The 20,597-nt window shown below is 37.8% G+C and carries 21 protein-coding genes; 14 read left to right on the top strand and 7 right to left on the bottom strand.

What is annotated here, in order from left to right; translation table 11 throughout:
• Positions 1 to 16: 16 nt before the first annotated feature.
• Both C7Y47_RS08695 and C7Y47_RS08690 read right to left on the bottom strand, forming a co-directional pair.
• Positions 17 to 772 carry a DUF2087 domain-containing protein gene (locus C7Y47_RS08695; RefSeq protein ID WP_142508409.1) on the bottom strand — a complete coding sequence of 252 codons (756 nt, stop codon included), beginning with the start codon at positions 770 to 772 and terminating at the stop codon, positions 17 to 19.
• Between the two features lie 433 nt (positions 773 to 1,205).
• The gene (locus C7Y47_RS08690) at positions 1,206 to 1,655 is read right to left on the bottom strand and encodes a LytTR family DNA-binding domain-containing protein (protein WP_142508408.1); all 450 of its coding nucleotides are present in this window, start codon (positions 1,653 to 1,655) and stop codon (positions 1,206 to 1,208) included.
• A gap of 213 nt (positions 1,656 to 1,868) precedes the next feature.
• On the opposite strand from C7Y47_RS08690, the gene C7Y47_RS08685 reads away from it, so the two are divergent.
• The 7 genes from C7Y47_RS08685 (at position 1,869) to C7Y47_RS08660 (ending at position 8,015) form a co-directional block, all read left to right on the top strand.
• A complete protein-coding gene (locus tag C7Y47_RS08685; RefSeq protein WP_142508407.1) occupies positions 1,869 to 2,897 on the top strand; it encodes an AbrB family transcriptional regulator in 1,029 nt (342 codons plus the stop codon).
• Positions 2,898 to 2,967: 70 nt separating this feature from the next.
• A complete protein-coding gene (locus tag C7Y47_RS25570; protein ID WP_142508483.1) occupies positions 2,968 to 3,195 on the top strand; it encodes an RHS repeat-associated core domain-containing protein in 228 nt (75 codons plus the stop codon).
• 285 nt (positions 3,196 to 3,480) lie between these two features.
• Positions 3,481 to 3,957 carry a YjdJ family protein gene (locus C7Y47_RS08675; RefSeq protein WP_142508406.1) on the top strand — a complete coding sequence of 159 codons (477 nt, stop codon included), beginning with the start codon at positions 3,481 to 3,483 and terminating at the stop codon, positions 3,955 to 3,957.
• Between the two features lie 271 nt (positions 3,958 to 4,228).
• The gene (locus C7Y47_RS24890; protein ID WP_004232534.1) at positions 4,229 to 4,369 is read left to right on the top strand and encodes an RAxF-45 family protein; all 141 of its coding nucleotides are present in this window, start codon (positions 4,229 to 4,231) and stop codon (positions 4,367 to 4,369) included.
• Positions 4,370 to 4,472: 103 nt separating this feature from the next.
• Positions 4,473 to 6,272: a ribosomal protection-like ABC-F family protein gene (gene abc-f, locus C7Y47_RS08670; protein WP_142508405.1), complete on the top strand. Its 1,800-nt coding sequence runs from the start codon at positions 4,473 to 4,475 to the stop codon at positions 6,270 to 6,272.
• A gap of 407 nt (positions 6,273 to 6,679) precedes the next feature.
• Positions 6,680 to 6,958 (top strand): GNAT family N-acetyltransferase, encoded by a 279-nt coding sequence (locus C7Y47_RS08665; RefSeq protein ID WP_142508404.1) that lies wholly within the window; start codon positions 6,680 to 6,682, stop codon positions 6,956 to 6,958.
• A 322-nt stretch (positions 6,959 to 7,280) separates the two neighbouring features.
• Entirely contained in the window at positions 7,281 to 8,015 is a 735-nt protein-coding gene (locus tag C7Y47_RS08660; protein ID WP_142508403.1) for a hypothetical protein, read from the top strand.
• A 273-nt stretch (positions 8,016 to 8,288) separates the two neighbouring features.
• On the opposite strand, the gene C7Y47_RS08655 is transcribed toward C7Y47_RS08660, so the two are convergent.
• Positions 8,289 to 9,356 carry a beta-propeller fold lactonase family protein gene (locus tag C7Y47_RS08655; RefSeq protein ID WP_221887667.1) on the bottom strand — a complete coding sequence of 356 codons (1,068 nt, stop codon included), beginning with the start codon at positions 9,354 to 9,356 and terminating at the stop codon, positions 8,289 to 8,291.
• Between the two features lie 234 nt (positions 9,357 to 9,590).
• On the opposite strand from C7Y47_RS08655, the gene C7Y47_RS08650 reads away from it, so the two are divergent.
• The 3 genes from C7Y47_RS08650 (at position 9,591) to C7Y47_RS08640 (ending at position 12,144) form a co-directional block, all read left to right on the top strand.
• On the top strand, positions 9,591 to 9,785 hold the full coding sequence (locus tag C7Y47_RS08650; protein WP_142508402.1) for a hypothetical protein: 195 nt from the start codon (positions 9,591 to 9,593) through the stop codon (positions 9,783 to 9,785).
• A gap of 250 nt (positions 9,786 to 10,035) precedes the next feature.
• Positions 10,036 to 10,566, top strand: a complete 531-nt coding sequence (locus C7Y47_RS08645) for an NfeD family protein (RefSeq protein WP_142508401.1) — start codon at positions 10,036 to 10,038, stop codon at positions 10,564 to 10,566.
• A 15-nt stretch (positions 10,567 to 10,581) separates the two neighbouring features.
• Entirely contained in the window at positions 10,582 to 12,144 is a 1,563-nt protein-coding gene (locus tag C7Y47_RS08640) for a flotillin family protein (RefSeq protein ID WP_142508400.1), read from the top strand.
• Between the two features lie 44 nt (positions 12,145 to 12,188).
• On the opposite strand, the gene C7Y47_RS08635 is transcribed toward C7Y47_RS08640, so the two are convergent.
• The gene (locus tag C7Y47_RS08635; protein WP_142508399.1) at positions 12,189 to 12,731 is read right to left on the bottom strand and encodes a GNAT family N-acetyltransferase; all 543 of its coding nucleotides are present in this window, start codon (positions 12,729 to 12,731) and stop codon (positions 12,189 to 12,191) included.
• Positions 12,732 to 12,748: 17 nt separating this feature from the next.
• Positions 12,749 to 13,573: a methyl-accepting chemotaxis protein gene (locus C7Y47_RS08630; protein ID WP_142508398.1), complete on the bottom strand. Its 825-nt coding sequence runs from the start codon at positions 13,571 to 13,573 to the stop codon at positions 12,749 to 12,751.
• 292 nt (positions 13,574 to 13,865) lie between these two features.
• Here C7Y47_RS08630 and C7Y47_RS08625 point away from each other — a divergent pair, with 292 nt between their 5' ends.
• Together C7Y47_RS08625 and C7Y47_RS08620 are read left to right on the top strand one after the other, a co-directional pair.
• Positions 13,866 to 15,053: an MFS transporter gene (locus C7Y47_RS08625; protein WP_142508397.1), complete on the top strand. Its 1,188-nt coding sequence runs from the start codon at positions 13,866 to 13,868 to the stop codon at positions 15,051 to 15,053.
• Between the two features lie 496 nt (positions 15,054 to 15,549).
• Entirely contained in the window at positions 15,550 to 16,221 is a 672-nt protein-coding gene (locus tag C7Y47_RS08620) for a peptidylprolyl isomerase (protein ID WP_142508396.1), read from the top strand.
• 78 nt (positions 16,222 to 16,299) lie between these two features.
• Here C7Y47_RS08620 and C7Y47_RS08615 read toward each other — a convergent pair whose 3' ends face one another.
• Positions 16,300 to 17,082 (bottom strand): enoyl-ACP reductase FabI, encoded by a 783-nt coding sequence (locus C7Y47_RS08615; RefSeq protein WP_142508395.1) that lies wholly within the window; start codon positions 17,080 to 17,082, stop codon positions 16,300 to 16,302.
• A 523-nt stretch (positions 17,083 to 17,605) separates the two neighbouring features.
• Positions 17,606 to 17,854 carry a ferredoxin gene (locus C7Y47_RS08610; protein ID WP_053482601.1) on the bottom strand — a complete coding sequence of 83 codons (249 nt, stop codon included), beginning with the start codon at positions 17,852 to 17,854 and terminating at the stop codon, positions 17,606 to 17,608.
• Between the two features lie 107 nt (positions 17,855 to 17,961).
• On the opposite strand from C7Y47_RS08610, the gene C7Y47_RS08605 reads away from it, so the two are divergent.
• Both C7Y47_RS08605 and C7Y47_RS08600 read left to right on the top strand, forming a co-directional pair.
• On the top strand, positions 17,962 to 18,990 hold the full coding sequence (locus C7Y47_RS08605) for a helix-turn-helix domain-containing protein (RefSeq protein WP_142508394.1): 1,029 nt from the start codon (positions 17,962 to 17,964) through the stop codon (positions 18,988 to 18,990).
• Positions 18,991 to 20,433, top strand: a complete 1,443-nt coding sequence (locus tag C7Y47_RS08600; RefSeq protein ID WP_142508393.1) for a RecQ family ATP-dependent DNA helicase — start codon at positions 18,991 to 18,993, stop codon at positions 20,431 to 20,433.
• The last annotated feature ends 164 nt before the right edge of the window (positions 20,434 to 20,597 follow it).

Below are 20,597 nucleotides of genomic sequence, written 5' to 3'. Positions count from 1 at the left end.
TGGAAACCCTGCCTTCTTATTTTTTTATCCAGTAAGCACTGCCATCCTCATGTCGATCCATGAAGCCGTATTCGATTAAATAGCGACGTATTTGTACATAGTCCTCATATAATGGTTGAATTATTTCGTTTAATTCTTTTTCTGAATACTGTTTTGTTGCATCGAATAGCTTTGTGATTGCACGGAGTATGACAATTTTATGTTTTTCACGTTTTGGGAAGCGGACAAGCTCTTTGCCAATACCGTTTGGAAAGTACTTTTCAAGTAATTGTTGTTCTTCAGAAATCGTAATATTATAGCGATCGTCGACCATCGTAGCCGTTTTGTGAATAGGGACAAAGCTGTCTTCCTTTTCATTCTGCTCTTTTAATAGTTCCATCATTGCAAGAAAGGTTTTCGCTTGACGTTCCTTTTCTTTAAGGGTAAAGCGATGATGACGTATTGTGGTTGCACTACCAATCTCCAATTCTTCTTTAATGTCTTGATCGGTTTTTCCTTCATAAAATAAGCGTAAAATATGACTTTGATGATCAGTTAGTCCTGTCCTTTTTTTATTAAGGCCATTTAAATAATGAAATACGGATTGATGTGCAGCAGTAATATGATGTTGCATAAATTTTTCTGCCTCGTAGAGAACGCCTTCATGTGGATAAATAATACCCTTTTCAATCTTTTCCCCGCAAAGTAAACAAGTGAGGTGTGTTGCTTCATCGTTGTAGCCATTTTTTATGTCATGAATCGAAGCTTGCCAAAATAATTCATTTACATCCATTGGAAATCCTCCTATAAAACAAACGATTGTTAAATTTGTTTGCTTATATATTATTAAAATAACAAAATGTTTAAATAAAATCAATGAAAAACACATCGTTTTATAAACGATGTGCGAAAGTGTTTATTTATTCTTCTAATGATAGATAAGATAGCTAGCACAATAATTGTGACGATAATAATGATCATGCTTGTTGAGGTACTTAGTATATTTCCGTCAAGGTCATAGACAATACCATATACTTTTTTGTATTCTTCTAGCTGTGAAGCGGGCGCACCTTCGAAAACCTTGGAGATTGAACTCTCCATAAAGGCATTGCGTACTAGTAAAGTTGTATAGCTGATTGGGGAATATTAGATAGGAAACTGAATGTACTAAGGCGTAGGAAGAGCTGAGTAGACCACTTGTCATCATACGTATAAATTTTTTCATATTATGAGTCCCTTCCAATACCTAAGTGTTGTTTTAGTTCTTTTAAATATTTGCGGCTAACATGGACGGACACATCATTTTCTAAAATTAGTTCTGTTGTACCGATTGTACCCATTTGAATAGAGGTAATTTTGTTAATGTTGACGAGTGTCGATTTACTGACTCGGACAAAGTCTTTCGCAAATTGTGCTTCCAGCTCATATAATTTACGCTTCGTTTCGAATTCCTGTTCCTCCGTCTGCAAAAATACTTTTGCACCCTCTGCATAAATGGAGTAAATATCTGAAATTTTTAACATATGAATTTCTTGTTGAAAATAGCCATCTAGCATTGTCGTTTGTGAAGTTTGTAGTTGCTTCATCAGACGTTCAATTTGCTTGTTGTATTCCTTTGCATGTATATGAACCTCAGTTTCTTCTAATTCACTGTTAATCGTTAAGTAAATTTTCATTGAAGGCCTCCTTTACATATCTCCACAACGGAGAATCACTGAATCAGGGAATAAATATGTAGCATAGAAAATTTGGGCTTAGTCTTGGATAAGAGGTTTTATAAATAACAGGTTCAATTTTAACGATATAAAACATTGTAAAAAAGTGATGAAGTAGAAAAATAGGCAGGTTCACGGCATAATAGAATGATACAGTCATGAGGGGTTGCTTCTATGTTTATTTTTGACAAGCACATGTTTATTACATTATGTATTGGTTTAACAGGTGCGTTTTTATTTAATGTATTACATATTCCAATGCCATGGTTACTTGGAGCTATTGCGGCGGTGCTAATTGTTCAGTTATCGACGAAAGTACAATTGAAATGGCATAAATATTTCCGGAATTTTGGTTTAATCGTTGCGGGATATTCCATAGGTTTTGCGTTTACACCAGAAGCGGTGCAGGATATTAAACAATTTTTAGGAAGCATGATTGTTTTAAATGTATTATTTATTGTATTGTTTTTTGGTGTTAGTTATTTAGTTGCAAAACGTGCGGATTTAGATTTTGCGACCGCGTTAACATGCTGTGTACCTGGTGGCATGTCACAAGTTGTTGCCTTTGCCGAGGAGCAAGGGGATATGGATATGGTCGTCATTACGTTCTTCCAAATATTACGGGTTCTTTTAATTGTCGGCTTTGTGCCATTAATGGTGTCAGACTCTGGGGGAACTAGCATAGTTGTCAACGGATCATATACATGGAGCCTAATAGCTTTAGTTGCTGTGTGTGGCGTAGCGGGCTGGCTAGCACAAAAGGCAAAAATTCCGACAGGCTATATGCTTGGTCCCGTGTTTCTATTGATGGGCATCAATATAGCAGGGATTGATGTACCGAAATTGCCGTTGTCACTACTTCATATCGCGCAGCTGATGCTTGGCATTTACATTGGACTTTTATTGAAAAAAGACGATCTACATTTATCGAGGAAGCATGTATTTTACGCTTTTATATCGGCATGTATCTTTGTTGGCGCAGCTTATGGCTTAACATTTGTCATGCAGAGTTTATACAGCCTTGATTTTCGTACAGGCTTTTTAAGCATCGTACCAGGCGGGCTTGATCAAATGGGGATAATCGCAGCTTCTGTACATGCAAAGGTCACAATCGTCACCGCTTTTCAGCTATTTCGCGTACTGGTCGTGTCCGTTTTCCTCGTACCGTTTGTTAAAATGTTTGTGAAAAAAGTGAAGACCTAGAGGCCTGTTGTGAAAAACAAAGTTGGTAATATGATAGGTTCTAAGTTGACCAAATGATGCAAGCGTTGCGATATACGATTATGACCCATGGGAGAACTTACTAACAGCTGAACAAGTTGACAGTCGTATCAAAGAGCAACCTATTTGCTACGCAGGCTATGTCTACGATACCGAAACAAAGCTATACTATTTACAAGCTCGTTACTACGATCCAGCAACAGCACGTTTCATCTATCGTGACCCCAATCCAGGGAACGAAGATGACCCAGTTACAACACATATGGGGATGATAATCTAATAACGAAAATAGACTCAGATGGAAAAAAGGGTATGGCCGTTATCAACGCAGGTTTTGCGGCCTACGATGGATAAAAAGTAAGCAGGGAAAAAAACAAATAGCCTGGGCAGTGGCATTCCATCGGAAAAGTGACACACGTTTATCCCAGTAAAGATTGCTAAAGGTTTAGGAAAATCAAATGGAGGAAAATCTCAAGGCCCTTATTTAATCCATATAATCCAGTATTTATGAAACCGAGAACCTATTGTAACGTCTTTAACTTCAAAGGGTGAAGGGAGAAGTACATTGTTTAAATATGTGATACAACTAATTCTTGGTTTCTTGACTTTATTGATGTCAACAGCTATTTCTTGGTATGAGGGAAGTGGTATTATAGATAATCCGCTCGAATGGAAGTATTCAACCCCAGTTTCTCAGATATTTAATATTGAGATAAACAATGGCCAGGATATTAGCCAGCTCGATTACTTTGTCTATGCAGCTAAATTTCAACCATTTTTCCCGGCTATTATGATAGTAAGTGTTCTTTACATTTGTACTGTAGTTATATTTTTCATTTTTCAACTAAATCATCAGTTAGCCATTATTTTATCAGGGATTATAAGTTGTTTATTTATTGTTATTAGCGGTATATTTTTTAATTCATCAACTGTTGGAGGAAACGTATTCTTTTGGATTACAGCTGTCGGTGCATTCATTTTTATAAGTTTATCGATAAGTTTATGGTACAGAAAAAAATTCATGTTTAAATTACAACCATAAAAATTGATTAGTAACGTAAAAGTGCGAGCTCTAGTACAAAGGTATTTGTACAGGAGTTCGCACTTTTTTAATTAACATCTTGGATTGGGGAATGGGTAATGAATTTTGAAAAACATTGACGCCCCCAGAAAGGGACATAGCTCGGAACGGAAATCAACTCTAAGGTAAGGTGACTTGTAGAAAAAATGTGAAAGAATGTAATTTAGTCTTTTCAAAATAACCTGAATTATGGTAATATAAATTTAATTATATTGAACGGAGGTGAAAAGGAATGAATAAAAACGCTACGAAAACATGTGTAAAAGTGGATACAGCTATGTATTTTGCACGTGTTATTACTTTCGATTTTGCGAACAACGGGATAGGTCTGTCCATTTTTAAGCAAAATCAAATAACAAACGTAGCGAATTAACCATTCTTTTTCACAAACTAATGAGGAAAAGACTGCTTGTTAATCGAGCAGTCTTTTTTGTGTATTTAGATGTTTTTCGCACGTTTCATTGGAGGAAAAAACGATGCAAATTAAGGCTGAACAAATACAAAAAATTATTGGTGGAAATGTTTTATTTGAAGGACTTCAATTAGAAGTAAATACAGGGGAGCATGTCGCCATTGTTGGTGTGAATGGCAGTGGGAAAACGACTCTATTACAGTTACTTGCCGGTTTAGATATGCCAGATAAGGGACGAATTATAAAAAGCAAGGAAGCGACGATTGGTTATTTACATCAAATTCCACAATATCCTACGTTCTCAGTGAAGGAAGTGCTGGAGGAAGCATTTGCAGAAATTTATGCATTAAAGGCTAAAATGACAAAGCTTGAGCAGGAAATGCAGTTAGCTGTAACAGATAAGGTACTCCAGCAATACGGTCATGTGCAGGAACAGTTTATGCTGCAGGGTGGCTATGAAATTGATGCGCAATTAGCGATGATTGCAAATGGTTTAGGTATAACACCATTGCTTGAGCAACCGTTTAGTAGCTTAAGTGGTGGGGAGAAAACGAAGGTAATGCTAGGGCAAATCCTTTTAAGTAATCCTTCTATTTTACTATTAGATGAACCGACCAATCATTTAGACATGCAGGCAATCGAATGGTTAGAAAATTATGTCCGAATTTTTGCAGGAATTGTTATTGCAGTATCACATGATCGCCACTTTATGAATCAAATGGCTCAAAAAATAATTGAAATTGAAGACGGAGAGGCATTTACGTACATTGGTAATTACGATGCATTTGTCGAACAAAAGGAAACGAAGCTTGAACAGCAATTTGCTCATTACGAAGAACAGCAAAAGAAAATAAAAAAAATGCAGGAAACAATAAAGCGCTTAAAGCAATGGGCAAATGAAGCAAACCCGCCAAATGCTGGCTTGCATCGTCGTGCTAAAAGTATGGAGAAAGCACTAGCCCGTATAGAGCGTGTGAAGAAGCCCCCAACGAAACAGAAAATGAATTTAGCGTTAACGATGGCTGAGCGTAGTGGAAAAGAGGTTGTACAAATGAAGGGTATTAGCCATGCATTTGAGAAACCGTTATTTAAGGAAAGTAATTTAGCGGTTTACTTCGGAGAACGTTTGGCGATTGTTGGTGGAAATGGCAGTGGGAAATCAACGTTATTAAAAATGATGTTAGGTGAGGTTGAACCTAATAAAGGTACTTGTCATGTCGGCAACAGTGTTAAAATTGGCTACCTATCACAGCAATTTGAGCATAAAAATTCGGCCATTCGCTTAATAGATGCCTTTCGTGAGAGTGTCTCTGTGTCAGAGGCAGAGGCACGTCATATTCTTGCTCAGTTTTTATTTTATGGCTATGACGTTTTTAAAAAAGTGAAGGATTTAAGTGGCGGTGAAAAGATGCGCTTACGTCTAGCACAGTTAATGCATGAGGATATTAATTTATTGATGCTGGATGAACCAACTAACCATTTAGACATTGAAGCGAGAGAGGTATTGGAGGATACACTGGAGTCCTTTGAAGGAACCATTGTAGGCGTCTCGCATGACCGTTATTTTTTACAAAAGATTTTTACAAAAGTTGCATGGATTGAGCATGAAAACATTCAAGTATTTGAAGGGGATTATGAATGGGCAAGACAAAAACGCTTAGCAATAGTAAAAGAACCAGTTAAAAAAGAAGTGTCTGAAAAATCCTTTGCTGTTAAAAAAGAGATAGCAATTGAAGAACAAATTGAAAAGCTCGAAATAAGATTAAAGGAGCCGAAACTTGCGAAGGAGCAACGTCAAAAGCTTGAACAGCAGCTAGAGGATTTATTTGAAAAATGGATTGAGGGAGGACCAGAGCATGCATAAAATTGAGCACATCATACAGATTTTTAGCAATTATGCCACGGCATAATTGCATCCCAGAATCGGCTTTCGAGCCAGATATGTTTTTAAAGAAAATCAAGGATTTCTATCAGTCAAAATCTCTCATTCGAAGATTGAATTTATACAATCTGGAGGAAAATTAGTCATATATAGAAGCATTAGAGAATCACGGCTTTCAATTTAAAAGTTTTACCGATGATGTGCAATGTTGGAATGTGAATACTCGCGATTATCTCATAATCCAGTCATACAAATTGAACGTGTAACAGGTGCCAAGAAGCATTTGCTGTAGAAATGAGCATTTCTACATTTGAAATCAAAATAGCTTTTGAGGAGACATATCATTCCCTGCATTTTACGTATTATTTATTAAGATTGGATGGCAAAGCTTGCTGTACTGCCAATATTTTGTCTCAGGAAATCAAGGGAGGGTCAAGGGTGTAGCAACACTTGAAAGCTATCGAGGTCGGGAGTTAATTGGATATATTCTGCAGCATATTCAGCAAGAGTCGATAAAGCAAGGGTTAGAATATCTCTGGATATTATCTATCAATGAACAGGTTGCAAAAGTCTATGACAGGGCGAATTTCAAATCAGTAGGCACAATAAAATCAATTCATGCCTTTACTGAAGTAAATAGCATTAAGCAAATACGACAACAGTCTTAATTGGATGAAAGATAAAAAATATTGCCTTACTCCTGTGGGACAGAATTTTCCATAGGAGTAGTGCTTTTAGGGGTTTAATTTCGCTTATTTTAGTCGTAGAATATGTTCAAATCGTGTAAGTCAAAGCTTATTAGAGGTTAAATGGTAAAATTCCTCATTTTGAAAACTTTAGTAATCCTGAACATAACGACTACTTAGGAATTTTTGAATTAATGTTTCGAAAGAAGGATTTTCAATCTTTAAAAGTTTTTTACTTGAAAAAATGGCGAATTCGATTTACTCTCTTTAGAGATACTTGTTTAATGGACTTGGAGGATATGGAATGCACGGAATTTATATACGCTATAATGTCTTAGAAGAAACCCCAACAGCACAATGGCCCAAAAAAATGGATGCATTTGCGTATGTTCAACGAGGAAAGCCACAACAAGACAATGACAACTTGCTATCGATGGAAGAGCTAAAAAGCCATGCAATTCGCTATATTAAAAGCTTAAAAGACAATGCAGGTGATCATTTAGTAGAACAACGCAATGGTGAAATTGAGCACTTTGATCGACGCTATATGGAATCCTTAAAGCTAAAGGAAAGCATTGATTCACAGCTTATTAATCTAGAAGAAATTCGTTTGCTTTTACAGTTAATGAATGTATTGAATTTATCGCATGGTTTCGGAGAAAATGCTGGAAAGCTGCTTCGTCAAATTACCCCATATGCAAAAGAGGTAGAGCACCCAACATTCCAAACAACTCGTGTTGAGCGACATTTTTATTCAGAACTAATTGAACAAATTGAAGCAGTATATGCACGAATTATGCGTTACCACAACCCGTCAACGACTGAAATGCAGCAGTCAGAAAAGATATGGACAGCAGTTTGTGAGCAAGCAATAGAAAAGGTAGAATCGCGCATTGAACGCTTGTCTTCTATCAAGTTAAAGCATGAGAAAAATTTACTAGAGTTTAGTCAATTAAAACAGCAAAATATCGAGGCAAAGGAACGCCTAGATGTTGCTGTCAATGATCTCGATGCTATTTTAAATGTACTAGAATCTTAAAGGCTATGTTAATGCCTATATAATGCGGTTTGAGCTGTGGTTAGCTATTGAGCTAGCCTCATTTTCAATAGCTCAGTTAAATGTGTCGGTTGAATCAAAAGAACTAACAACGCATTTGAAGGCATATCGCTTAGTCTCAAGTTCTATGTCAAACATTCAAGGTAGACTTCATAACAAAATCGAAAGACATACTTCAATTGCCTAGATGGCAATTGAAGTATGTCTTTTTTTTGAATAAGGGAAGGTGCCTGTTTTACCTTGAGCCCCTAGGACTCAGAATTCTGAAGTCAGACAGATTGTTCCGGTTTTTATTCCCGTAGGACCGTTAAATCCTGGAATTGTATCGATTACTGTATTTGTTTCTATATCTATAACAGACACAGTATTGTCAAGTTGATTTGTGACATAAGCAAGTGTTCCATCCGGCAAGATGGTTACTTGATCAGGAGATAATCCTACAGGGATCGTAGCAATCACCAAATTGGTTAATGTACTTATGACAGATACAGTATTACTACCTTTATTAACAATGTAAACAAATATTCCATCAGGTGTAATCGCTGTTCCAACAGGTCCTGTACCCACAGAAATTGTAGTAAATACTGTATTTGTTGCTACTTCAATTACAGATACTGTGTTACTAGATTCATTTGTAACGTAAGCAAATTGTCCGCTTGGTGTGAAAACGATAGATCTAGGGCGAAGACCCACAGGAATTGTAGCAACCACTGAATTTGTAGCTGTATTAATAACTGATACTGAATTTGAGTTTTCGTTTGCAACATAAGCAAACGCGCCATTAGGAGTAAAAGCTATGCCTTGAGGTTGGAGCCCTACTGGAATAGTAGCGATTACGGTATTTGTTGCTGTACTTATGACAGATACAGAGTTAGCTCCAAGTCCATGATTTGATACATAAACAAGTGTTCCATCTGGTGAAATAGCTACACCAAGAGGCTCAGGTCCTACTGGGATGGTAGCAACCACTGCATTTGTTGCCGTATTAAAAACCGTTACATTATTTGAGAAAAGGGCTGGAACATAACCGAATTCTCCATTTGGTGTAATCGCTACCTCTAGAGGAGCAGTTCCTACTGGAATGGTCGCGACTATAGTATTTGTAGCTGTATCAATTACTGATACCATATTATCAGGAGTAGCTAGCTGACCAGCGTCTGTAACGTACACTAAAAAATGACAAGGTGGAGTTGGTGGTTCAGGTATAAATGGTGGTGTAAATGGTGGCTTACAAGGACAAGGGCAACAAAAACCACAACAATTACAACGACAACTTGGATTTGATTTAAATTTGAATCTTCTAAATTTATTTTCTCTTTCCACAATGCACACCCTTTCTATCATATATGGATACATTGATACAATATGCAAAAATAATTTTGTTTTTTGTGCGTTTTACCTACACCAAATAATTTTGAACAGTAATGGGTGGTTGTTTATAGTAGTTTCATATCATTGTTTGATTCCTAAATTATAGTGTTTGCTGGTGATTCTTCGAAATGTACTTGTTCATGTATTTATATGGTAAAATTAAATATGCATAAAGGAGGTATTCTATTGTTTAAAAACGTTTCAAACCACCAATTAGCACTATCTTTTTTTATGGTTCTTATCGGTTTTTTACAAGCATATAACCATTGGGGAGAAAGGACTACTTTATCATTATTCTTTTTAACCTCCAGTATTTTACTTTTACTTCTTTCAATTATTGGCCTGTTTGTTTATAGGAAAAGACAAATATCTAATGCCTAAAGAGCTTTCTTACGCACACATTCCTGTACAACGCTCGCTGTATTTTTATAGCCTTTAAAACCGTTAAAAGCCTTCTGCAATATGTCCTTAGTTGCCATAATACCTTTTATTATGACATGGCTATTATTACTTTAAGAGTTTTACTATTTAAAAACATATCATTAGAAAATTAAGAAAATGTAAAAGATTACGAAACCTTTTATAGGCTGCATCCGTATAGTAGGTAAAACAATGAAAAGGGGTGAACAACTTGACGCTATTTGGCTATTCACTCGAGCAAATCTTTTTAGTGGGATTAATATTCGGGGGCCTTGCAACACTTTTATTTACGTTTTTTAGTGATGCTGCCGAGGGCATTGGAGAGGGGCTACCGATTTTTAATCCAAGTGTCATTCTATCTTTCATTACGTTGATGTCAGCAGCAGGATTTATTTTAGAAAAACTAGCCTTCTTCCCTAGCGTTTGGAACATTGTTGCTGCTTGTATCATCGGAGTTATTTTAAGTGCACTATTTTATTTATTTGTTCTAGTTCCGCTACGATCAGCCGATGTTTCGTTAGCTTATACAGAAGAATCGCTTGGAGGTCAGCTAGGAAAGGTCATTGTTCCAATCCCGACTGACGGTTTTGGAGAGGTAGTTATTGAAACGACTAGCGGAATGATTTCAAAGCGAGCAACAGGATTTGACAATGAGGCTATTGATTACGATACGACGGTACTTGTGGTAGAAGTGAAAGAAGGAACGCTTTTTGTGAGATCTTATGATAAGAAATTTTTATAGAGGAGCGATATTTATATGTCAATGGAGATTTTAATTGTTATAGGGATTGTAGCCTTTGTTTTAATTGCACTAGTTGCACTATATGTGACAAAGTATCGTACAGCAGGTCCTGATGAAGCACTGATTGTGACTGGTAGCTATCTTGGCTCAAAAAATGTACATAAAGATGAGTCGGGAAACCGTATAAAAATTATTCGTGGTGGCGGTACATTCGTATTCCCAATTTTCCAGCAAGCACATCCATTAAGCTTATTGTCTAGTAAGCTTGATGTGACAACACCTGAAGTGTATACGGAACAAGGTGTACCGGTTATGGCCGATGGAACGGCTATCATTAAAATTGGTGGTTCCATTTCAGAAATCGCTACGGCGGCGGAGCAGTTTTTAGGAAAGCAAAAGGATGAGCGTGAAAATGAGGCACGTGAAGTGCTAGAAGGTCATTTACGTTCGATCTTAGGTTCAATGACGGTTGAGGAAATTTATAAAAACCGTGATAAATTTTCTCAGGAAGTACAGCGTGTTGCGTCTCAGGACTTGGCGAAGATGGGTCTGACAATCGTTTCCTTTACGATAAAAGATGTACGTGATAAAAATGGTTACTTAGAATCGCTTGGTAAGCCGCGTATTGCGCAGGTTAAACGTGATGCGGATATAGCTACCGCAGATGCTGATAAGGAAACACGCATTAAGCGTGCTGAAGCATCAAAAGAAGCACAAAAGGCTGAGCTTGAACGTGCGACAGAAATTGCAGAAGCGGAAAAAGAAAATCAATTAAAGGTAGCAGAATTCCGTCGTGAGCAAGATATCGCTAAGGCACGTGCTGACCAAGCTTATGAACTTGAAACGGCTCGTGCAAAGCAAGAGGTTACTGAACAAGAAATGCAGATTCGCATTATTGAACGTCAAAAGCAAATTGAATTAGAAGAAAAAGAGATTTTACGTCGTGAGAAGCAATACGATTCAGAAGTTAAGAAAAAGGCTGATGCTGATCGTTACGCTGTCGAGCAAAATGCAGCGGCAGCCAAAATGCGTGAGCTTGCGCAGGCAGATGCGGAGAAATACCGTATCGAATCATTGGCACAAGCCGAAGCGGAGAAAATTCGTTTGGACGGTCTTGCAAAAGCGGATGCTGAGCGTGCAAAAGGGGAAACAGATGCGGATATTATTCGTCTTCGTGGTCTAGCAGAAGCCGAGGCGAAACGTAAAATTGCGGAAGCCTTCGAATACTACGGTCAGGCAGCTGTCCTGGATATGATTGTCCGTATGATGCCTGAATATGCGAAAGAACTTGCGAGTCCACTTGGCAATATTGATAAGATTACTGTCGTTGATACTGGTGGTGGGGAAGGCGGAGGCGGTGCTAATAAAGTAACTGCCTATGCAACGAATTTAATGTCAACATTACAGGAATCGTTGAAGGAAACTTCAGGAATTGACGTGAAGGAATTAATTGAAAGCTATGCAGGTAAGCATACGTTGCGTCCTGAGCTAGAGCAAATAGCAGTAGGCTTAGGAAAGCAAACAACAGCTACAGCTAATGAAACACAAGACGAAATAAAAGAAACGGTTGAACAATAATAGAAATAGCCGCCTGATTTGACCTCAGGTGGCTATTTTTTTCTCTATTTTTCCTTCCACTCACTAGCGAGCATGCCATAAGCAACGTGGTCAACATAATGATCATAAAGCCATTCTGCTGCACGAATCGTTCCTTCTTTTATAAAACCAAGTCGTTCAGGGATGGCACGGCTTTTTGCGTTGCCCGTAGCAGCACGAATTTCGACCTTATTGAGCTGTAAATCCTCAAAAGCATATTGTAATAATGCCTGTACAGTCTTTGTCATAATACCATGTCCTTGAGAACCTTCACTGAGCCAATAGCCAATAGCTGCGATTTTATTACTATGATTTATCGTATTAAAGCCAGCAATGCCTACGATTTCATTTCGAAAAATGATAACAAGAGAGAGGCTGCTTTTAGCTTCGTGTCCTTTTATACAGCCTTCTATATATGCCGTTGTATCGGCTACTTCTTTTGTAATATCTAGCCACGGCAACCAGTCCTGCAAATATGCACGTGATGCATCTGTTAAGGCAAAAACAGCATTTGCATCTTCTAATTCGACAGTACGTAAAGATAATTCCGGATTAATTGTAATTTGCAATATTCTTCACCTCTTTATTATTTTAAGGCGTTATGCATAAAGCCCTTCATTTCGTGACTAAGAACTGTTAACTCCTCAATAATTTCACTAAAATCTTGAACGAGCTGAGACTGTTCGTTCGTTGCGTCATTGATTTGCCCCATATTTTGCTTAAGGTTTTCTAGGTTCCTATTTATATTTCGTAGGGAGGCTTCGATATTTTCCGTGGCGCTGGATGTTTCGAACGAGAGCTTTCTAACTTCCTGCGCTACGATGTTAAAGCCAGCACCATGCTGGCCTGCACGAGCCGCCTCAATAGATGCATTTAAGCCGAGTAAATTTGTTTGGCGAGAAATGCTTTTTATTAAATCTGTTACTTCATTTGTTTTCTTTGAATCTTCAAGGGCGTGCTGTGCTTGTTTGTTAATTTCCTCACTTGTTGCTGCTAATTCCTCAGAATGTGAGGCAATTGTATGTACTTTGTCCTGTAAGCTGTTTACAATGCTATCCATTGTCCCCATATAATCCTCAAGTTTAAGCTCATTGTCGATTGGTAGTCCAAATGCTAGGGCACCTACGACTTTACCATTTTCACGGATTGGAAATGAAAAAGCATTGATGGCAACCCCGTATACATCCTTTGGTATTACGACATCAGCATTTTTCCCAGTAAAGGCAATGAAAACATTTTGGTCATTAGCATTTACTTTTTGTCCATCTAGGTAGCCTGAATCTACACGTTTGCCGGCTAAATATTTTACAACTATTTCACTTTCCTTCTCGATGACAGCCACAATTGCCTCTTCCTTTAATGCAAGGTGGATATAAGGTACTGAAAGTGCTAAAGCTTCAATAATTTTCATGAAAATTCCTCCAAGTCTGTGCAGTGAAAAATAGTTTAGTCATCGGAGCTTTTTGCCAATGATTGCTAGATGATTACTTTCACTGTAACACAATATTTGCCAACTCAAAATAGATAAAAACTAAATTTATATGAAGAAAATGTGATTTTAGTCACGGTAATATTGTCAAATAAAATCAAACGAATAATAAAAAAATAGAGGTAATTTGTCTTTTTTTTGACAAGTTATCGTGTGTTTTGAAGATCATTGTATTAGAATAATAGTAGAATTGAAAGAACGTAAGGAGAGAGAGATGGGTTACATTCAAAAGGGGACAAAGGCGTTTCATAAAGCAAACTGGGCTTTATTTTTAGCAGGCTTTATCACCTTCGCCAATTTATATGTATCACAGCCATTATTACCAACATTTGCGAAGGAGTTTCATGTATCACCTGCAGTTGCGAGTTTAACGCTTTCTGTGACAACTTTTGCGTTATCCATCAGTATGATTATTGTAGGTTCATTATCAGAGGCATGGGGTAGGAAATCTTTGATGACGAGTTCTATTTTTGCTGCATCTATTATTACACTTGCCCTCGCCTTTTCGCCTAATTTTGAAACGATATTAGTGTTACGTGTTATACAGGGTGTTGTTTTTGCAGGATTGCCGGCAATTGCGATGGCATATTTAGGAGAGGAAATGGATCCAGCTAGTTTAGGTATTGCGATGGGCTTATACATAAGCGGTAATTCGGTCGGCGGGCTTAGTGGCCGAGTTATTATCGGGACATTAACGGATCTTTACAATTGGCAGGTGGGGATGATAGTACTGGGTGTCATCAGTCTGATGATAAGCGTGTTATTTATCTGGATGCTACCTAACTCCAAGCATTTTACAGCACGACCTTTGCAGATAAAATCATTGACGACATCTCTTTTGCAGCATTTAAAGGACCCATCCATGCTTTGTTTGTTTGGCATTAGCTTTGTATTGATGGGAAGTTTCGTGACTCTATATAACTACATTGGTTTTAAATTGATGACGCCACCTTATAATTTAAGTGCTACGATTGTTGGCTGGATTTTTGTCATTTACTTAGTAGGTACATTTAGCTCTGCTTGGTTCGGTAGTCTTGCTGATCAATATGGCCGTCAAAAGATGTTGTTATTGTCTATTGCGATCATGTTTGCAGGGGCGATTTTAACATTAAATGGGCTACTTAGTTTGAAAATTTTAGGGATTACAATCTTTACATTTGGCTTCTTTGCAGCGCACTCGATTGCCAGTGGCTGGGTAAGTAAACGAGCCACTCATGGTAAAGCGCAAGCCTCTTCGCTCTATTTATTTTTCTATTATTTTGGCTCAAGTGTTGGAGGAACAATAGGAGGAATATTCTGGATGCATTACGGCTGGGGAGGCGTTATTGTCATGATTGCTGTATTTTTAATCGTTGCATGCTTGCTGTCTTTTTTACTAAAGCTGTTTTCTAAAAGATTGTAGCTACTTAACTAACGAATCTAGTTCAGTGGAAGAAGTCATTGGTCTAAGTTAAAATAATGAAGCTTTAAGTATAAAAAGGATCCTTTATTATAGGGATGATTTGTATAGTTATTACGTTGCGTATTTACATCCATGATATAAAGAAAGTTGATACTGTTAAGGAAAAGTGGAAGAATTTTTTTAATTTTGTTGTAGACCCTTTTACAGGATATATCAAACCCACTTTGAGTATTTTTCTAATGGAAGATTAGCTCTGTTTTTTATGTCTTAATAACAACAATCTAAACGAAAATGCCTTTATTAAATGGGATTATTACTAAACAGCAACGCATAGCAGCGGGGCACTTGGAATAGTATTTTTTGTTTAGTTTATATATTTTTCTTGTCTTCGCATCTATAAATATAGCCATCTGCATGAATTATTATAAAAATGATTTGTCGTAAACTATCTGATAATATAAAGAGTAGACTGGTGATTAAGAGGAGTTGAAAGAATATGTTCGCGCGTTTTAAAGGATTTTCTGTTGTCTTTGCTTTGCTGATGGTAGCATTTGTTTTGACAGGTTGTGGAGCCGCTAAAGAAAGTGGGCAATCGGAAGGAGATACGGCAAAGAAAACGGAAGAAAATGTGGATTATTCATCAAAAGTGAAGGAAAAACCAATTGTGACGATTACGATGAACAATGATGAAAAAATCGTAATCGAATTAGAACCTTCTACAGCGCCGAATACGGTAGCTAATTTTATTTCGTTAGTTAAAAAAGGTTTTTATGATGGTCTTATTTTCCATCGAGTTGTCCCTGATTTTATGATTCAAGGTGGAGATCCTTTAGGTAATGGTACGGGTGGCCCAGACTACTCGATAGAAGGTGAGTTTTCTTTAAATGGCTTTAAAAATGATTTAAAGCATGAACGCGGTGTCATTTCAATGGCTCGTTCGAAAGATCTAAATTCTGCGGGATCTCAATTTTTCATTATGGTAAATGAAGCATCACATCTTGATGGCGAATATGCGGCCTTCGGAAAAGTGATCGAGGGGATGGAAACAGTAGATGCTATCGCTGCTGCAGAACGAGATGGTGAAAAACCAATAAAAGATCAGCAAATGAAAAAGGTAGAAGTGGATACAAAGGGCTTTGATTATCCAGCCCCAAAGGTAATAAAATAATGTTTGTTAAATTCTGACGTACAATACGAAACAAAGAAGCATGAGAGATCAATGATGATCTTTCATGCTTCTTTGTATTTAACCCATAATATTGTAGCCTGCGTCGATGTAAATCGTTTCGCCTGTTACACCGCGTGATAGGTGAGAAAGCATCACGATTGTCATATCTGCTACTTCGTCTTGTTGAACATTACGTTTTAATGGAGCTGTTTCTTCGATTTTGTGTAAAATTGTATTGAATGAAGGAACACCTTTTGCAGCAAGTGTGCGAATTGCTCCAGCAGAGATCGCATTAACGCGAATATTATCTTTACCAATATCTGCTGCAAGATAGCGCATAGATGCTTCTAATGCTGCTTTCGCTACACCCATGACATTGTAGCCATCAAGCACGCGCTCTGCTCCTAAGTAACTCATTGTTACGATAGAGCCACCCTCAGTCATATAAGGATGTGCGGCCTTTGCTGCTGAAATAAGAGAATAAGCGCTAGTATCTTGTGCAAATGCATAGCCATCACGAGTTGTATCTAAGAAGCGATTGTGTAAATCTTCTGCATTGGCAAAAGCTACTGAGTGCACGATACCATGGATAACGCCTACTTTTGTACCGATTTCATTGAAAGCCGCTTGTGTGCTCTCGTCGCTGTTGACATCACATTGTACGATCAGTGAATCAGATTGTCCGATGTTTTCTAATTGCTTTTGTAATTTTTTTAATGAACGTTCTTGGCGATATGTGAAAATAACATTTGCACCTACATCAAATAAACGTTTTGCGATACCCCAAGCAATACTTCGATCGTTTGCCACACCCATTACGACAATATTCTTATCTTTTAATTGTAATAAATTATCTATCATTTATAAGGACCCCTTTATGAAATAATATCTGTTATTAGTACCAACTACTAAAATCTTATCATACATAAAAAATGGTTGCAATAACAAGATGAAAAGAGTGACCAACTTTACTTGAAAAGTACAAAAAAATTCATCTCCATTATGTTAGAGATGAATCATGGTATAAATTCGTTTGTAGAAAATGGCTCATCACCATAACGTGTGGTTGATTTCCGTTCCGGCTGGGCGCTTTGTTGTTGCTGACGCTACGCTTTCGCACAGATAAAACATTTGCTGACGCTTCGCTATGCTACAGGGTCTCGAGCCAACAGATGTTTTTTGCGAGAAAGTGTAGTGGCGCTATGGCGGCAGCGCCACGATGCTGGTTAGGAAGGCGTTATCACAGGATATGATGATTTTAGCCGTCGTTCCTCTATTGCTGATCTCCAAGGAGTCGCCCAGTCTCCGCTCCAATCAACTAATACATGAGGGGATAAAATAAAGGCACCCAGTTAAGGATGCCTTTAAAGATACGTATGAAGGACTATTCGAATTTTAATGAGTCGCCATCAAAAGTTTCATCTGCTACTTTGATTGAGTCAGTTGGGCATCCTTCGAAAGCATCTTGCATGTCTTCTAGTAGATCTTCTGGAACTTCAGCAGTTCCCATGTTATCATCTAAAATAACGAAGGCAATCCCTTCATCATCATAATCATAAATATCTGGTGCTGCGGCTCCGCAAGCGCCACAAGCGATGCATGTATCTTTATCAACAATTGTGAATTTAGCCATTTTTCTTTCTCTCCTTTTACATGTTCCTACAAAGCTTCATACTCATTTTAAAGATGTTTATCTTACATTTCAACATAAATACTATTAAATTGGAGGAATTTGCGTCTATGTTTCATCAAATTTTATTGCAAATCTTTCAAAAACTAAATAACGAAAGAACAATTTCTGCTGCTTATCACGTATTAAGAGGAAAGCGCTCAGGTCAGACTATTCAAGACATTGGCCTATTTCAGTTACATAATTATTTTGGGCTATTACCTAAGTTACCTAGGAAGACATTTGATGAAGCCGTAACTTCGTTTTTACAGTATAGTTGGTTAACAATGCAACAATCTGGTCACTATTCCATGAAAAATCTAGGTTTACAGCGAGCAGAGCAGACACCTGATTTTTTATTTGACGGGTGGCACTATCGGGGAAATGAGCATGTTTTTTTTGCGAGGTTCTCGTTAATTGTACAAAGTTTATCTTATCAAAGTGCTGGGGTTCGTTCTTTTTCTCCCATAAGTAGGGATCCGAATATTCAGTCTTGGGTGCGTACATTTTTAATCGAGCATACCTATCATGATGGGCATTTACAGCAACGATTATTGGAGGAATGTGAACAGGTACTTTCTGTATTACCTTTATCAGATGCCAACAAACAGCTTGTCCTCTATCGGTTGAGTGGTCAAAGTTTACCAGGATGGACGTGGCAGCAGCTTGCGGGTGAACGTCAGGAAACAGTTTTAGATTGTCAGTTAGCGTTTATAGAATTGCTACATACATTATTAAATGAAGTTCGTCAGACAAATGCTTATCCGTTGCTTGGTAAGATCGCAGAAGGATTAAGAGTAAAAGCATTACTAACTGATTCAGCGCAGCAAACAGCACATTTATATGAGCAGGGCTATTCAATTGAACAGATTGTGCAAATAAGGAAACTAAAACAAAGTACAATCGAAGATCATTTGGTGGAACTAGCCATGAACGAACCGAACTTTTCGATTGGTCCATTCGTCTCATATGAAGAAGCGGAAAAAGTTTGGCAGGCATCGAAACACTATCAAACAAAAAAATTGAAAACATTGCATGAAGTAGTTGAAGGTATGAGTTATTTCCAGTTAAGGCTTGTCCTCGCGAAAGGAGAAGTATAAATGGAACTTGAACAAACGTTAGTAAAGTATTTTGGCTATACAACATTTCGTCCAGGCCAGAAAGAGGTTATTGAAGCAATCTTAGAAGAAAAAGATGTTATTGCTTTATTACCAACTGGAATGGGAAAGTCACTTTGTTACCAACTATCAGGATATATCCTGCAAAAGCCAGTATTAATTGTTTCTCCACTGCTTTCTCTAATGCAGGACCAGGTAGAGGAGCTAAAACGCTTTGGTGAAAAGAGGGTAGTTGCTTTAAATTCATTTTTAACCGTAAGTGAAAAACGATATGTATTACATTTTTTAGAGCAGTATCGTTTTATATTTACGTCACCGGAGATGCTTTTACAGCAGCAAGTTCAAGACAAGCTTTCACAAATGCAGCTAGGTCTTATCGTCGTGGACGAGGCACACTGTATTTCTCAGTGGGGCTTTGATTTTCGGCCAGATTATTTACGAATTGGACAATGGTTTTCACAAGTAAATCGTCCACCGATTTTAGCATTGTCAGCGACTGCGACGAATAAAGTAATCAATGACATACGAGATACAATGTCGCTACATACACCATTTGAGTTTTTGTACAATGTGGATCGGCCTAATATTCATCTTGGGCGTGTCGTATTTGAGGATAGGGCAGATAAAACACACTGGATTATGCAACATGTTAAAGAGACGGCAGGACCGGGTATATTATATATGTCCTCGCGTAAGCGTGCTGAACAATATAGCGAAGCGCTTATACAGGCTGGTATACGAGCGGCAGCATATCATGCAGGCTATGGTGCTGAGGACCGTCAGTTTATTCAGCAACAGTTTATTGACGGGGAGCTCGACTGGATTGTGGCGACGAATGCTTTTGGAATGGGTATTAATAAGTCAAATATTCGTCAGGTTATTCATGAAACGCTTCCTGCTAATGTAGAAAATTACATGCAGGAGATTGGCCGTGCAGGGCGTGATGGTCAATCAGCGCTCGCAATTTTACTTTATAGTGATGGTGATGAGGAACTTGCGAAATTTGTTGTAACAGGCGATTTGCCAACAGCTGGTTATGTTGATCGTTATCAGGAACTACTAAATCAACAAATGCATCCTTCACAAATGTTGAAAAATGGAGAGGTGAGTGAGACCGCTTTTCGTGTGCTTGATTACTGGCTACAACAAGAAACGGTGGAACAAGTTAAAGTACGTTTAAATCATTTAGCACTGGAAAAGTATCGAGCTGTCGATAAAATGCATAAAATTACTCAGACAAAAGACTGTATTCGCACACAGCTAGTCGGGTATTTTGGGCAAAAATTGCTGAAAAAACCAGAAAACTGTTGTGAAAATTGTGGAATCCATTATGATGAAATCAATAAGGTACGCTTAAAAGATGAGAAGAAAATAGAAATGATTCCATGGAAAAGTCGGCTAAAGCAGCTCTTAATGGGTTGTTAAAGGCTCATCACTAAAAGTTGTGGATGACATTTGTTAAAAACGTATGCCATATATAAGTTGATTTCCGTTCCGACTGGACGCCTCCAGGAAAGCGCCCTGTGGAACGGAAATGACCCCCACGTTATGGTGATATGTCCTTTTTAGCCTATAACTGACGGTCATTT

Source organism: Lysinibacillus sphaericus (assembly GCF_006864135.1).
Taxonomy (GTDB): Bacteria; Bacillota; Bacilli; order Bacillales_A; family Planococcaceae; genus Lysinibacillus.
This window is presented reverse-complemented; position numbering and strand designations above follow the sequence as displayed.

Coding starts and splice junctions, on each gene's coding strand:
- C7Y47_RS08660 (WP_142508403.1), top strand. CDS start 7,281: ATGCACGGAATTTATATACGCTATAATGTCTTAGAAGAAACCCCAACA.
- C7Y47_RS08695 (WP_142508409.1), bottom strand. CDS start 772: ATGGATGTAAATGAATTATTTTGGCAAGCTTCGATTCATGACATAAAA.
- abc-f (WP_142508405.1), top strand. CDS start 4,473: ATGCAAATTAAGGCTGAACAAATACAAAAAATTATTGGTGGAAATGTT.
- C7Y47_RS08625 (WP_142508397.1), top strand. CDS start 13,866: ATGGGTTACATTCAAAAGGGGACAAAGGCGTTTCATAAAGCAAACTGG.
- C7Y47_RS08685 (WP_142508407.1), top strand. CDS start 1,869: ATGTTTATTTTTGACAAGCACATGTTTATTACATTATGTATTGGTTTA.
- C7Y47_RS08600 (WP_142508393.1), top strand. CDS start 18,991: ATGGAACTTGAACAAACGTTAGTAAAGTATTTTGGCTATACAACATTT.
- C7Y47_RS24890 (WP_004232534.1), top strand. CDS start 4,229: ATGAATAAAAACGCTACGAAAACATGTGTAAAAGTGGATACAGCTATG.
- C7Y47_RS08620 (WP_142508396.1), top strand. CDS start 15,550: ATGTTCGCGCGTTTTAAAGGATTTTCTGTTGTCTTTGCTTTGCTGATG.
- C7Y47_RS08605 (WP_142508394.1), top strand. CDS start 17,962: ATGTTTCATCAAATTTTATTGCAAATCTTTCAAAAACTAAATAACGAA.
- C7Y47_RS08610 (WP_053482601.1), bottom strand. CDS start 17,854: ATGGCTAAATTCACAATTGTTGATAAAGATACATGCATCGCTTGTGGC.
- C7Y47_RS08615 (WP_142508395.1), bottom strand. CDS start 17,082: ATGATAGATAATTTATTACAATTAAAAGATAAGAATATTGTCGTAATG.
- C7Y47_RS08630 (WP_142508398.1), bottom strand. CDS start 13,573: ATGAAAATTATTGAAGCTTTAGCACTTTCAGTACCTTATATCCACCTT.
- C7Y47_RS08690 (WP_142508408.1), bottom strand. CDS start 1,655: ATGAAAATTTACTTAACGATTAACAGTGAATTAGAAGAAACTGAGGTT.
- C7Y47_RS08640 (WP_142508400.1), top strand. CDS start 10,582: ATGTCAATGGAGATTTTAATTGTTATAGGGATTGTAGCCTTTGTTTTA.